11 protein-coding genes are annotated in these 14,040 nt (G+C 69.4%); 6 read left to right on the top strand and 5 right to left on the bottom strand.

Going from position 1 to position 14,040, the window contains the following annotated elements:
- Positions 1-107: 107 nt before the first annotated feature.
- Both ACWD4J_RS41455 and ACWD4J_RS41450 read right to left on the bottom strand, forming a co-directional pair.
- Positions 108-1,190 carry a sugar phosphate nucleotidyltransferase gene (locus ACWD4J_RS41455; protein ID WP_451400729.1) on the bottom strand — a complete coding sequence of 361 codons (1,083 nt, stop codon included), beginning with the start codon at positions 1,188-1,190 and terminating at the stop codon, positions 108-110.
- Positions 1,191-1,297: 107 nt separating this feature from the next.
- Positions 1,298-2,869 carry a peptidoglycan recognition protein family protein gene (locus ACWD4J_RS41450; protein WP_451400728.1) on the bottom strand — a complete coding sequence of 524 codons (1,572 nt, stop codon included), beginning with the start codon at positions 2,867-2,869 and terminating at the stop codon, positions 1,298-1,300.
- Positions 2,870-3,007: 138 nt separating this feature from the next.
- Between ACWD4J_RS41450 and ACWD4J_RS41445 the strand changes: the two genes are divergently transcribed.
- The 4 genes from ACWD4J_RS41445 to ACWD4J_RS41430 all read left to right on the top strand — a co-directional run bounded on the left by ACWD4J_RS41445 (position 3,008) and on the right by ACWD4J_RS41430 (position 8,943).
- Positions 3,008-3,763 (top strand): TIGR03089 family protein, encoded by a 756-nt coding sequence (locus ACWD4J_RS41445; RefSeq protein WP_451400727.1) that lies wholly within the window; start codon positions 3,008-3,010, stop codon positions 3,761-3,763.
- Between the two features lie 333 nt (positions 3,764-4,096).
- Positions 4,097-5,230, top strand: coding sequence for an LCP family protein (locus tag ACWD4J_RS41440; protein WP_451400746.1), 1,134 nt, complete (start codon positions 4,097-4,099; stop codon positions 5,228-5,230).
- A 225-nt stretch (positions 5,231-5,455) separates the two neighbouring features.
- Positions 5,456-7,192: an LCP family glycopolymer transferase gene (locus ACWD4J_RS41435; protein WP_451400726.1), complete on the top strand. Its 1,737-nt coding sequence runs from the start codon at positions 5,456-5,458 to the stop codon at positions 7,190-7,192.
- A gap of 89 nt (positions 7,193-7,281) precedes the next feature.
- Complete coding sequence (locus ACWD4J_RS41430; protein WP_451400725.1) at positions 7,282-8,943, top strand: LCP family protein; 1,662 nt, start codon at positions 7,282-7,284, stop codon at positions 8,941-8,943.
- An 88-nt stretch (positions 8,944-9,031) separates the two neighbouring features.
- On the opposite strand, the gene ACWD4J_RS41425 is transcribed toward ACWD4J_RS41430, so the two are convergent.
- The gene (locus tag ACWD4J_RS41425) at positions 9,032-10,045 is read right to left on the bottom strand and encodes a glycosyltransferase family 2 protein (protein ID WP_451400724.1); all 1,014 of its coding nucleotides are present in this window, start codon (positions 10,043-10,045) and stop codon (positions 9,032-9,034) included.
- Positions 10,046-10,276: 231 nt separating this feature from the next.
- Here ACWD4J_RS41425 and ACWD4J_RS41420 point away from each other — a divergent pair, with 231 nt between their 5' ends.
- Positions 10,277-11,782 (top strand): LCP family protein, encoded by a 1,506-nt coding sequence (locus tag ACWD4J_RS41420; RefSeq protein WP_451400723.1) that lies wholly within the window; start codon positions 10,277-10,279, stop codon positions 11,780-11,782.
- A gap of 62 nt (positions 11,783-11,844) precedes the next feature.
- On the opposite strand, the gene ACWD4J_RS41415 is transcribed toward ACWD4J_RS41420, so the two are convergent.
- Positions 11,845-12,405, bottom strand: a complete 561-nt coding sequence (locus tag ACWD4J_RS41415; RefSeq protein ID WP_451400722.1) for an acyl-CoA thioesterase — start codon at positions 12,403-12,405, stop codon at positions 11,845-11,847.
- Positions 12,406-12,513: 108 nt separating this feature from the next.
- On the opposite strand from ACWD4J_RS41415, the gene ACWD4J_RS41410 reads away from it, so the two are divergent.
- Positions 12,514-13,827, top strand: a complete 1,314-nt coding sequence (locus ACWD4J_RS41410) for an LCP family protein (RefSeq protein WP_451400721.1) — start codon at positions 12,514-12,516, stop codon at positions 13,825-13,827.
- Positions 13,828-13,944: 117 nt separating this feature from the next.
- Here ACWD4J_RS41410 and ACWD4J_RS41405 read toward each other — a convergent pair.
- Positions 13,945-14,040 (bottom strand): acyl-CoA dehydrogenase family protein (locus ACWD4J_RS41405; RefSeq protein WP_157849844.1); only part of this gene is annotated, 96 nt, incomplete at its 5' end.

Genomic DNA, 14,040 nt, shown 5'->3' with positions numbered 1-14,040 from the left:
CCCCGGCCCCGGGTCGCGGTCGGGTGCGGGCCGTGGGGCGTTTGTGCCCACCCTCCCCCAGCTGGCGCCGGGAGGTGCCCCCAGCCCTGCGGAACGCGGTACGAGACTTACTGGTCTGATGAGAAGCGGACTGCGGCGGGTGGGAGTTCTGCGTTGCACCACACCCGTACGCCCTCCCTCAGTTCGTTGTCGGCGCCGATGGTCGCGCCGTCGCCCACGACCACGCCCGAGAGGACCGTACGGGCGCCGATGCGGGCTCCGGCGCCGATGAGGGAGTCCGTGATGACCGCGCCCGGTTCGACGACGGCGCCTGCGTGGACCGTGCTGCCGGAGATCCGGGCACCCTCGCCGATCAGGGCGTTCTCACCGATCACCGTGCCCCCGGTCAGCTTGGCGTCGGACGCCACCCGGGCCGACGGCAGCACCAGCCGGTCGCCGCGGCGGCCCGGGACCGCCGGCGAGGGAGCCCGGCCGAGGACGAGGTCGGCGGAGCCGCGTACGAAGGCCTGGGGGGTGCCGAGGTCCAGCCAGTACGTGGAGTCGACCATGCCCTGGAGGTGCGCCCCTGAGGCCAGCAGGCCGGGGAACGTCTCGCGTTCCACCGAGACGGGACGGTCCGCGGGGATCGTGTCGATGACCGAGCGGCGGAAGACATACGCGCCCGCGTTGATCTGGTCGGTGACGATCTCCTCGGGCGTCTGCGGCTTCTCCAGGAAGGCGGTCACGCGCCCGGCGGCGTCGGTGGGGACGAGGCCGTACGCCCGAGGGTCCTCGACCCGCGTGAGGTGCAGGGAGACGTCCGCGCCCGAGGACTCGTGCACCGAGACCAGGGCGGGGATGTCCAGACCGGTCAGGATGTCGCCGTTGAAGATCAGCACCGGGTCGTCGGGGCCCGAGCGCAGGTGCGACGCGACGTTGCGGATCGCGCCGCCCGTGCCCAGCGGCTCGCGTTCGGTGACGTACTCCAGATGCAGTCCGAGCCGCGAGCCATCGCCGAAGTACGGCTCGAAGACCTCGGCCAGATATGAGGTCGCCAGGACGATGTGCTCGACGCCCGCGGCTCTTGCGCGAGCCAGTTGGTGGGTGAGGAACGGGACACCCGCCGCCGGGACCATCGGTTTCGGGGTGTTGACCGTGAGCGGACGCAGCCGTGTGCCCTTGCCGCCGACCAGGAGGATCGCTTCAGTCACCTGTCGTCTCTGCTTCCTGCTGGGGCCGGCCGAAATCTCTTTCGGCCGGCCAGTCTATGCAGCCCGTGCGGTCGGCCCGAGCACCTGTTCTGTTCGGGCGTCCCAGTTCAACGGCCCTGGTAGCGGGCCGAGGCCTGCCGGATCCGGTTGAGCTGACCGTAGAGGGCCGCACCCGGGCACTCGGTGAAGAAACCGTCCCGATGCCCTGAGATCACTCGGAATCTCACCTTCCTGCCCTTCTTGTACTTGTTGCTGCCGCCTGACGTGAGAACCGTCGTGCTCCGCGGATCGGCACCGAAAAGACCGAGCTTCCATGCGGTCAGCCTGGCCACGGCCGTGACGGCAGCGGCGGGCGGCTTCGATCTGGTGAAGGTCCCGAGGACGGCGATGCCCATGCTGTTGGTGTTGAAACCGAGCGTGTGTGCGCCCATGACGGGTTTGTCCACGCCCCCGGCGCGGCCCTCGTAGATGTTTCCGCACTTGTCGACGAGGAAGTTGTAGCCGATGTCACGCCAGCCGTTGCTCTTGACGTGGTAGCGATAAATACTGCGAATGACTGAAGGGGCTTGTGAGCAGCGGTAGTTGTTGCCGGTTGCGGTGTGGTGCACGAACGCCGCCCGCACGGTCTTCGTATAGAGGAACTTGCGCTCTCGGAGCTTCTCGTCCGCCCGCCAGCCCTTGCGCGTGATGATGCGCGGGCGGGGGCCGATGTAGGGATTCGCGCCTGCGGTGCCGGCCCTGCTCCGGGCGGCGACGAGTCCGTCCCGGGCCTGGTTTCCGCTGAGCGCCTGGATGACGTCGCCGCCGAGGGGGGCGAGGTCCGCGTTGGCGGCGGCGGACGCGGTCTGCTCGGGGGTGAGCGGTACGTGGCGCGTGGCGCCCCTGAAGGCCGCGGACGACTTGTCTGTGGACGCCGCGTCGCCGGGGTCGACGAGTTCGAGGTGCATGCCATCGGGGAGCTGTGTGCCGTGCTCCGCGTCAGGTCCTTCGGCCGGGGTCTCCGGGCTGACGCGGACCTCCACACCGTCCGAATCACCCACCCACAGCGGTGCGGTTGACCCGCGTACCCTCCGCGAATCCCGCTCGGCGCTCCCGTCGTCGGCGGCGTGCTCGGAGTTGTGGGTGTCCAGGTCCTGCCAGTCGGACCAGGTGGTGGTCCCGGTGGACCGGGTGCGCACCTGGACCCGGCCGTGCAGTTCGGTGTCCGGGTCGTCCCAGACGACGCCCACGAGCGAGAAGCGCCGGACAGTGCGCTCCGGCAGGCCCTGAGCGGCGGCCCGGATACCGAACGAACCGGCGGCGAAACCCAGGGAACGTGCACGCTGGCCGAAGGAGCGGGCGGAGGGCAGAGGCGCGAGCGGCAGTGACTGGGTGCTGCCCGGGATGGAGTCCTCGGGCGGGTCTTGGGCGCCGGCCGAAGGCGACCGGGCGGCCGGCGCACCCGCCGCCCCCCGGCCTCCGGGGACGGCAGCCGCTGGACCGAGGCCGGGAAGAGGCACAGCGGGACGGTCCGCCGCAGGACCGGACGACCCCTGTTCGGCGCCGCGAGCGGGAGACACGGGATCGGCCCCCAGCGGGAAGGCGATGACGGCCTGTACGCCGAAGGAGGGAAGAGCGAGAGGAAGGGCGAGAGCTGTCGCGCATGCGACACCGACGGAGGAGGCAAGGATTCCACGCATGCAGGTGATGTTGTACATAGCCAGATATGTCTGTCTATGTACAGCTGACGGCCCGTCGGCTGAAAATAATCAACCGCAGGACCCGCGATCCCCCGGCCGGGCGCACGGCCCCACCCTCGCGACGCGTAACCTTGCGGCGTGAACGCCACCGATCGCACCCCTGCCGACCTGCTGCGATCCGCGCTCGCCGCGGACCCGGCGCGCCCCTTGGTGACCTTCTACGACGACGCCACCGGCGAGCGCGTCGAATTGTCCGTCGCCACCTTCGCCAATTGGGTGGCGAAGACGGCCAATCTGCTGCAGGGCGACCTCGCGGCCGAGCCCGGCGACCGGCTCGCGCTGCTGCTGCCCGCGCACTGGCAGACGGCGGTGTGGCTGCTGGCCTGCTCGTCGGTGGGCGTCCTCGCGGATGTCGGCGGCGACCCGTCGGCCGCCGATCTCGTCGTCAGCGGTCCCGACTCACTCGACGCGGCACGTACCTGCTCCGGCGAGCGCGTCGCGCTGGCGCTGCGCCCGCTCGGCGGCCGGTTCCCGCAGCCGCCCGCAGGGTTCATGGACTACGCGGTAGAGGTACCGGGCCAGGGCGACCGCTTCGCACCGTACGCGCCGGTGTCCCCGGAGGACCCCGCGCTGATCGTCGCCGGGGCGGAGCTGTCGGGCGCCGAGGTGGTCGAGCGCGCGCTCGGCGACGCGGCCGGTCTCGGGCTGACAGGGCCCGGGTCGCGCCTGCTGTCCACGCTGCCGTACGACACGTGGGAGGGGCTGAGCGCCGGGCTGTACGCGCCGCTGGCGACGGGCGGCTCCGTCGTCCTGTGCCGGCACGTGGACCGGCTCGGCGCGGAGGGGCTCGAGAAGCGGATCGAGAGCGAGCGAGTGACCACGACGGCGCGCTGACGCCCGCCCCACGCCCCCGATCGCCCTTCGGGCTCCTCCTCAAACGCCGGACGGGCTGGTAGGGGCCCTCCGGACCGATGCGGACCCTCCGGACCCGTAACCCGTTCGGCCCAGTGGAAACCCTGATCCACAGGCCCCCACCGCCGCCCCGGGTCATGGTCGTAGAAGCACCACCTACGCCAGGGGACGCCACGAGGGGCGGAGGCAGTCGTGACCGACACCGCCGGCACGCCTTCCGGAGCTGATCAACCGGACGGCGAAACGCCTGGGTCGACGGGGTCGGCACAGCCCACGCCCGGCCCTGAGCGACACGCGGCCGCACGGCGGTCCACGCTGGGCCCGGGCGCAGGCGCGTCCGCCGCGGGCGGGCGGGCACGGCAGCGGCGGAAGCGGTGGCTGCGGCGCACCGCCTGGGGCACGGCCGCCTTCGTACTCGTCGCGGGCGGCACCGGATGGGCGGTGTACGAGAAGCTCGACGGCAACATCACCAAGGACATGCAGGCGGCCGAGGAGCTCAAGCGGTACGAGAAGGAGCGTCCGACGCAGTTGGTGCAGGGCGCGCAGAACATACTTGTGATCGGCTCCGACACTCGCGCGGGCCAGGGCAACAGCAAGTACGGCCGGGACTCGGGCACCGCGCGCTCCGACACCACGATCCTGCTGCACCTCTCCGCCGACCGGCAGAGCGCGACCGCCGTCTCCATACCGCGCGACCTGATGGTCGACGTGCCCAGCTGCCACAAGCCGGACGGCACCAGCACCGCCCCGGTGTTCGCGATGTTCAACTACGCCTTCGAAGCGGGCGGTTCGGCCTGCACGATCCGGACCGTCGAGAAGCTCACGGACATACGCATCGACCACCACATGGTCGTGGACTTCGGCGGCTTCACGAAGATGGTCGATGCGCTGGGCGGCGTGGACATGTGCCTCACGGAGCCGATCGACGACCCGGACGCCCAGGTGAAACTGGACGCGGGCCGGCACCGGCTGAGCGGCGAAGAGGCCCTCGGTTACGTACGCGCGCGAAAGAGCCTCGGCAACGGCAGCGACACCGACCGCATGGACCGCCAGCAGCAGTTTCTCGCCGCGGTCGTCAACAAGCTGCAGAGCAATGACGTGCTGCTCAATCCGGTGAAGCTCTATCCCGTGCTGGACGCGGCGACCTCGTCGCTGACGACGGATCCGGGTCTGGCAAGCCTGCGCGGTCTTTACGAGTTGGTACGCAGCATGCGCGACATCCCCACGGAACGCGTGCAGTTCCTTACGGTTCCCCGGGCACCCTACGCATACAACGTAAACCGGGACCAACTGATCGAACCTGCCGCAGAACACCTCTTCGAACAGCTCCGCAGGGACGAACCGGTGGCCGTTGCACCCCGGTCGGACAAGGAGGAAGCGGACGAAGGGGCCACGAACCCGCCCTCCACATTTCGTGGGAACACGGCAGCCGACGGCACCTGCGGGTAAAGCGCTCGCCAACCACGTGAAAATGTCTTCTTGGAATTGCACCGGATTGCCCGGTTGTAGGGACGTGGAATTTGTCACCGACGTCGCTCCACGCTGAACTGGGCGGATAGTGTGAGCGGTCCGGTGCATCAGGCCACGAGGTCGCGCACTGTTTCACCGACTGACCGAGCGCCTTTTTGAGGGGGGAAAGGCGCCGCGTGGCCCCGACGGAGGACTCAAGAAACCGTGGACGCGCAAGGCCGTTGGCGGGCGGACGACATCGACCCCGCAGACCAGTGGGTACTCAACCCCGACACCGGTGACTACGAACTGCGACTGAGCCCTTCCGCTGGGCAGTCGGCCGTCCCCGGCCCCCGCAGATCCGGCACCGCTCCCGGCTCCCAGGTCCGTTCCCCCGCAGGCGCCTCCACCGGCCGGCGAGGGCGTGGCGCGCCCGTCCGGGACGATCCGCCGGCTCCGGGCCCCGAGGTGCCGGGACCGCGCAGGCGGCGTGCGCCCGAGCCGGCCCCGAGCCGCCGCAAGGGCCGGCCGAAGAAGTCGAAGGCGAAGAAGGCGCTGATCTGGACCGGCGGCATCATGGCCTTCGTCCTCGTCGGCACCGTGGGGGCCGCGTACCTCTACTACCAGCACCTCAACAACAACATCACCGCCATCCCCGACGACGGCGCGGGCACCGGCGGTTTCAGCAAGGACCGGGCGATCAACGTCCTGCTGATCGGCACCGACAAGCGGACCGGCAAGGGCAACGAGGGCTACGGCGATGCCGGCAGCCTCGGCCACGCGGACACCACGATCCTGCTCCACGTCTCCAAGGACCGTACGAACGCGACCGCGTTGAGCATTCCGCGCGATCTGATCGTGGACATCCCCGACTGCCCGACCACGCAGAAGGACGGCACCACCAAGGACATCCCGGGCACCTCGCAGACCCGCTTCAACCAGAGCCTCGGCCAGGAGGGCCGCACTCCGAGCTGCACGGAGCGCACGGTCACCGAGATCACCGGCCTGAAGATCGACCACTTCATGGTGGCCGACTTCAACGCGGTGAAGACGCTGTCGAGCGCGGTCGGCGGCGTGGAGGTGTGTCTGGCCAAGGACATAAACGACCCGGACTCGCACCTCAAGCTCTCCAAGGGCAAGCACACCATCGAGGGCGACCAGGCGCTCGCCTTCGTCCGTACGCGCCATTCCGTGGGATTCGGCGGTGACCTGAGCCGTATCCAGCTGCAGCAGCAGTTCCTCAGCTCGCTGATGCGCAAGCTCAAGTCGAACGACACGCTCACGAGCCCGTCGAAGATGCTCAAACTCGCGGAGGCGGGCACCAAGGCGCTGACGGTCGACTCCAAGATCGCGGACATCAAGAAGCTCGCCGCTCTGGGCCAGGAGATCGGCAAGGTCAACACCAAGAACCTCACCTTCGCCACGGCGCCGGTCGTCGACAACAGCGACGGCGCGACGGTGTCGCTCATCGAGTCGAAGGCGAAGACTCTCTTCACCTATATGAAGGAAGACATCTCGCTCACCAAGGTGAAGAAGCAGGAGAAGGCGAAGGTGGCCGCCCGTCTCAAGGGCTCCCGCTCCGCCGCCTCCGAGGTCCGGGTCAACATCTACAACGGCGGGGCCGCCGCCGGTTCCGCCCAGGAAACCCTCACCTGGCTGCAGAACGACAAGGGCGTACTCAAGTCCAGCCAACTCGGCAACGCGGACGCGACGCAGAAGACGACGACGCTCGAGTACGCGCCCGACCAGGCCGACCAGGCCCGCAAGCTCGCCGACATCATGGGGCTGACCGCGTCCCAGCTGAAGCCGGGCAAGAGTGAGACGACCTCACAGGGCCTGCCGGCGATGAGGCTGGTACTCGGCAAGGACTACAAGGGTGCCGGCGTGACGGCCGACGATCCGTCGAAGGCGACGGAGGGTGTCCAGAACGTCCAGGCGGACAAAACCGTGTGCGCCAAGTGACCCGAAGCGGCCGTCCTGCGTCTAACAGGGCGGCCGCTGCACAAGGCACAGGGGTGCCGCACACGGCACAGGGGTGGGGAGGGCACGACATGAGGCAGGGCAGCGTACGCGGGGAGAGATCGCGACCGGGCATCCGGGACGCCGAGGCTCTCGGCTGGGACGAGACCCTTTACGAAGGCCGGGACCGGGGGGACGAGGATCCCGAGCCACGAGGGCACCGCAGGCACGGCCGCGGAGGCCGGCGGCGGGCGGGCGGATCGCGGCCGCCGCGCCGCAGACGCCGGATACTGCGCTGGTTCGCCGCGGTTCTGTCGGTGCTGATACTCGGCACCGCGGGTGCCGGTTATCTCTACTACGAGCACCTGAACAACAACATCAAGAAGGAAGACCTGAACCTCGGCGACGCGAAGGACAGGCCCGCCAAGGCGAAGGCGAACGCAGCGGGCCAGACCCCGCTGAACATCCTGATCATCGGGTCGGACGCACGGGACACCAAGGAGAACCAGAAACTCGGCGGTGCCAAGGACACCTTCGGCGGCACCCCCCGGGCGGACGTCCAGATGCTGGTGCACCTCTCCGCCGACCGCAGCAACATGTCGGTGATCAGCATGCCGCGCGACACCCTGCTGCAGATCCCCAAGTGCACCGACCCGAAGACCAAGCACGTGTATCCGGCGAGCACCTCGCTCACGATGACGAACGACTCGCTCGGCCGCGGCGGTCCCGGCTGCACGGTCGCCACCTGGGAGAAGCTGACCGACATCCATATCGACCACTTCGTGATGGTGGACTTCTCCGGTGTGGTGTCGATGGCGGACGCGGTCGGCGGGGTCCCGGTCTGCGTGGACGCCAACATCTACTCGAAGGACTCCCAGGGGCACGGCTCGGGCCTGAAGCTGAAGGAGGGCACGACCCCCATCAAGGGCAAGCAGGCCCTCGCGTGGCTGCGCACCCGCTACGGCTTCGAGGACGGCAGCGACATCGCACGTGCCAAGGCCCAGCACCAGTACATGAACTCGCTGGTCCGCCAGTTGCGCGCCAACGCGACCCTGAGCAACCCCGGCCAGCTGCGGGCCCTGGCCGAGACGGCCACCAAGGCGCTCACCGTGGACGAGGGCCTCGGCACCGTGAAGAAGCTCTACGACCTCGGCACACAGCTGAGGGAGGTGGCGCCGAAGCGGATCACGATGACCACGATGCCGTACGTGTACCAGGGCGCCCGCGTGATCCCGAAGCCCGGCGACGCCGACAAGCTGTTCCGCCTGGTGCGCGAGGACATCGCCCTGGACGGCAAGGACAAGAAGAAGTCGGACAAGGACCAGGTCTCGAAGGACCCGGCCGCCGCGGACGACGAGATCGGTGTGCAGGTCCAGAACGGCACGCGCACGGCCGCGCTCGCCCCGGTCAGCGGCCGCGCGAACACGGTGGCGCAACTGCTCGTCGGCAAGGGCTTCACCAAGGCTGCGGCCGACTCGTCGGTGCTGCTCACCGAGGACAAGACCATCGTGCGCTACCCGAGCGCCGACCTGGAGGGTGACGCCCAGGCGGTCGCCAAGGCCCTCGGAATTCCGCTGAGTTCGGTGGAGAAGTCGACCGACGTCTCCGGGGTCACGCTGGTCGTGGGCGCCGACTGGCGCTCAGGGGACACGTACAAGGCACCGGCGGACGACGACAAGACACCGGAGTCGGCTGACGCGCTCAACGGCGCGAAGAAGGCCTGCATGCACGTGAACCCCGACTACACCTGGTAGGGCACCGGGCAGGGCTCCGGCGGCTCTCGGCTGGAACCGAGGGCCGCCGGACGGCGGGCATGAGGCCGAGTCCGCCGGACGACCGGGATCAGGCCTCGCTGACGACCGCCGGCCGCCGCGACGCGATGACCTTCTTCGCCAGCGCCCGCGGGCTGGTCAGAAAGCCCCAGCCCCACGACATGTGCATCGTGGCGAGGGCCACGGGGATCTGCAGCCTGGCCTTCAGCGGCAGGCCCGTGCCCGCGGGCACGGACCCGGCCGCGATGGCGGCGAGATAGCCGCCGGGGATCACGAATCCCCACGGAGTGAGCGCGGCGCCCACCACGATGCCCGCGGCGATGGCGCACACGGCGGTCGGCGGCGCGAGGTAGCGCAGGTTGATCGAGCCCTGGTGGTAGCGCGCGACGACATGGCGCCAGCGGCCGTAGTCCTTGTACTGCTTGGCGAGGGCCTTCACCGACGGCCTCGGGCGGTAGGAGACCTTCAGCTCCGGCGAGAACCAGATGAGGCCGCCCGCCTCGCGGATACGGAAGTTCAGCTCCCAGTCCTGGGCGCGGATGAACTCCTCGTTGTAGCCGCCCTGCTGCTCCAGGGCCTCGCGGCGGAAGACGCCCAGGTACACGGTCTCGGCGGGGCTCGCCTCACCGCCCGTGTGGAAGGCCGCGTTGCCGACGCCGATCTTGGAGGTCATGGCGGCCGCGACCGCGTGCTCCCAGTCGTTCTCGCCCTCGGCGTGCATGAGGCCGCCCACGTTCTGCGCGCCCGTCTCCTCCAGGAGGCGGACGGCGGTCGCGATGTAGTTCGGCGAGAGCATGCCGTGACCGTCGACGCGCACCACGATCGGGTGCCGGGACGCCTTGATCGCCGCGTTCAGCGCGGCGGGGGTGCGGCCCGTGGGGTTCGGGACCGTGTGCACGCGGGGGTCCTCGCGTACCAGCTCGGCGGCGATCTCGTCGGTACGGTCCGCGGACGGGCCGAGCGCGATGACCACCTCCATCTCACCGTCGTACTCCTGCGCGAGGATGGCGTGGACGGCTCCGCGCAGATGCCGCTCCTCGTCGAGGACGGGCATGATCACGGATACGGCGGGAGGGAGGGTCATGTCTTCCTGCGTCACGTTGGGGGTACCGGCCTGGGTCCGGGGTCCGCGGCGGCAATCGCCGACGTCAGGGCCCCGGGATGTGCACATCGGAGGGCCACGTTACCGCGAACGGGGGACAGGGAGGCGCGCCGTCCGGCTCAATACCGCAGGCCGCATTTCGTATCGCCGTACCGTGCTCGGGATCACCCGGCCCGTCTCGGTCTCCGGACCGTACTGCGGAGGTACCACCTCGTGCCCACGCCGTCCAGCCCGCCCGCTCGTCCGCAGCGCCGTCCGCGGCCGCAGCCGCAGCCGTCGCGCACCAGGCGGCCCGCACCGGCACCCGAGCACCCGGAGACGGGGCGGCGCGGGCGGCGGCCGCGGTGGGCCATGCGGGCGGTGACCACGCTCTCGGTGGTGGTGCTGGCCTCGGCCGGGATCGGGCATGCGCTGGTCACCAGCGTGGACAAGGGAGTGATCGAGCGGGTCGACCCCTTCAAGGACATGAAGGACAGGCCCGCCCCGGGCCACGGCATGAACCTCCTGCTGGTCGGCACGGACGAGCGCGACAAGATCTCCTGGGAGGACAAGGCGAAGTACCGGCTGGGCGGCGCCCCCTGCCACTGCACGGACACGATCATGATCGTGCACATCTCGCAGGACCGGAAGCACGCCAGCGTCGTGAGCCTGCCGCGCGACTCGTACGCCGAGCTGCCTCCGCACATCGACGAGACCACCGGCATGAAGCACCACTCCCACCCGGTCAAGATCAACGCGGCGTACGCGGAGGGCGGTCCGCAGCTCACCGTCCGCACGGTGGAGAACATGACGCACCTCAAGATCGACCACTATCTCGAGGTCGACTTCACCAGCTTCATGAAGGCCGTGGACGCACTCGGCGGTGTGCAGATCTGCACGTCGAAACCGCTCGTCGATTCGCACACGGGGCTCGACCTCTCCCCCGGCACCCACACCCTGGACGGCGGCGAGGCCCTGCAGTACGTGCGCTCCCGGTACGTCGACGCGGGCTCCGACCTGAGCCGTATGCAGCGCCAGCAGCGCTTCCTGGTCGCGGTGATCGCCAAGGCCACCTCGACCGACGTCCTGCTGAACCCGGTGAAGTTCCGCGACGTCTCCCGGGCCGTGCTCGGCTCGATGCGTGCGGACAAGGGTTTCGGCGCGAACGAGATGCTCGCGCTGGGGAATGCGATGCGGAACTTCTCACCCAAGTCGTCGGAGTTCACGACGGTGCCGATCAGCGGGTACGAGCAGCTGAAGGACATCGGCCAGACCCTGAAGTGGGACACCGCCAAGGCCGACAAGATCTTCGAGGCACTGCGCGAGGACAAGCCGCTGACCGCACCCAGCACAAAACCGCGGGCGACGCTCGTCGATATCGCACCCCAGCAGATCCGGGTGCAGGTCGAGAACGGCACGGCCGTGCCGGGCCTGGGCCGCCGCGTCGACAGCGCCCTGCGCGCCGCCGGCTTCGTCACGACCAAGACGCCGGTGAACTCGAAGCACCGGACCGTGAAGCGCACGATCGTCACGTACGACCCGGGCTGGGACCGCTCGGCGAAGGCCCTCGCGACGGCGCTGCCCGGCAGCGTGCTGCGCCCCGTCAAGGGCCAGGGCTCGACGCTGACGGTGATCGCCGGAACGGACTTCAAGGAGGTCAGGCCGGTGCGCGCCGAGGAGGAGGAGCTGGAGCCGGACAAGCCTTCGACGGTCACCGGTGACCAGGTCGTATGCCCCTGATCACAGCCGTATGTCCACTGATCGCAGCCGTATGCCCCTGATCACACCGCCGGCCCGGCGACTCAGTCCTCGAAGCCCTCGGCGGCCCGCTGGTCGCGCAGCTCCTTGATGGCGCGGCGGCGCGCCAGCCGGTGTGTGCGCCGGATCTGCGCCTCCTGGTAGCGGCGCTTGTCGCGCTCGGTCTCGGGGATCACCGGCGGTACGACGCGGGGCTTGCCGTCGGCGTCGACGGCCGTGAAGACGAGATACGCGGAGCCGACCTGCTGGGCGGGGGCCGACTCGTTCCAGCGCTCGGCCATGATCCGGACGCCGACCTCCATCGAGGTCCGGCCGACCCAGTTGACCTGCGCCTTCACATGCACCAGATCGCCCACCCGGACCGGCTCCAGGAACGCCATCTCGTCCATCGACGCGGTGACCGCGGGCCCGCCGGAGTGCCGTCCGGCGACCGCGCCGGCGGCGTCGTCCACCAGTTTCATGATCACGCCACCGTGCACCGTGCCGAGGAGGTTGGTGTCGTTGTGGGTCATGATGTGGCTCAGTGTGGTGCGGGAGGCCGATGTCGGCTTGCCCGGAACAACGCCCGGAATTTCGGATTCCGGGGCGTGGGCCTGGTCTGTCATGGCCTCCACCTTATGCCGGACGTATATGTGTCAGCTCTGCAACAGCCCTGGTGTGATTTTCCACGTGACCTTGTGGGGCACACAGCCCGAGACTGCACACTTGGCGGCATGAGCGATTGGCCAGGCGGATGGACCGGCGACACCCGTGACAGCGGCGGCGACCGCTACGGACGCGGCAGCGCGAGCGCAGAACCCGAAAGCGCCCGCCGGATGCGTCATGTTCAGCGCGGCCAGGTCCCCGGCCCCCGGCCGTCGGCCCCGCCGCGCGGCGGAGTCCCGGCCCAGCCCGCGTACGGAGACGGCGAGCGGTACCAGGACGGGTACGGCGACGCCTACGACAGCGGCTACAACACGGGCCAGGTCTACGGCGGCTCGGGCGGCGGCCACCGGGGCGGCGGTGACGACGACGGATACGGCTACGGCACCACACGCCCCAGGCCGAACTGGCGGCGCCGAATAAAGGTCGGCTCGCTCACCCTCGTCGTGGTCCTGCTCGCGGTCTCGGTCGGCACGTACTTCTGGGCCGATTCCAAGCTCAAGCGGGACGTGGACCTGTCGAAGGTCATCGACCGGCCCGCGGCGGGCGAGGGCACGAACTACCTGATCGTCGGCTCCGACAGCCGCGAGGGCATGACCTCCGCGGAGAAGAAGGAGCTCCACACCGGCTCGGCCGCGGGCAAGCGCACGGACTCGATGATGATCCTGCACGTCGGTGACAACGGGAACACGCTGGTCTCGCTGCCCCGCGACTCGAACGTGGTGATCCCCACCTTCAAGGGCTCCGAGTCCGGCAAGGTCTACCAGGGCACCGGCCGCCAGGTGAAGCTGAACGCGGCGTACGCGGAGGACGGCCCCGAGCTGCTGGTCCGCACCGTCGAGTACAACACCGGCCTGCACATCGACCACTACGCGGAGATCGGCTTCGCCGGTTTCGCCAAGATCGTCGACGCGGTCGGCGGCGTCGAGATGGACATCCCGAAGGCGTTCAAGGACAAGAACTCCGGCGCCGACTTCAAGGCGGGCACGCAGACCCTCAATGGCGAGCAGGCCCTGGCCTTCGTCCGCACCCGGTACGCGTTCGCGGGCAGCGACCTGGACCGTACGAAGAACCAGCAGAAGTTCCTCGCGGCCCTCGCGAACCAGACGGCGACCCCGTCGACGGTCCTGAACCCCTTCAAGCTGTACCCGGTGATGGGCGCCGGCCTGGACACGCTGACCGTCGACAAGGACATGAGCCTGTTCGACCTGGCGTCCATGTTCTGGGCGATGAAGGGCGTCACGGGCGGCGACGGCAAGTCCATGAACATGCCGCTCTCCGGCAACACCGCCAACGGCAACCTCCAGTGGGACACGTCGAGGGTGAAGACGCTGGTGAACGAGTTGAAGAACGACGAGAAGGTGACGGTGTCGGGCGGCTACTGACCGCTCGCGCCGTACGCAGAAGCCGTACGCAGAAGCCGTACGCAGAAGCCGTACGCAGAAGCCGTACGCAGAAGGGGCCCCGCCGAGCCGGCGGGGCCCCTTCCCGTGTGCTGTGTCCTACGGCAGGTTGCGTGCCATGACGATGCGCTGGACCTGGTTGGTGCCCTCGTAGATCTGGGTGATCTTCGCGTCGCGCATCATGCGCTCCACCGG

This window comes from Streptomyces sp. NPDC002577 (assembly GCF_053594815.1).
The sequence above is the reverse complement of the archived record's forward strand: the minus strand, read 5'-3'. Positions and strand labels throughout refer to the sequence as shown.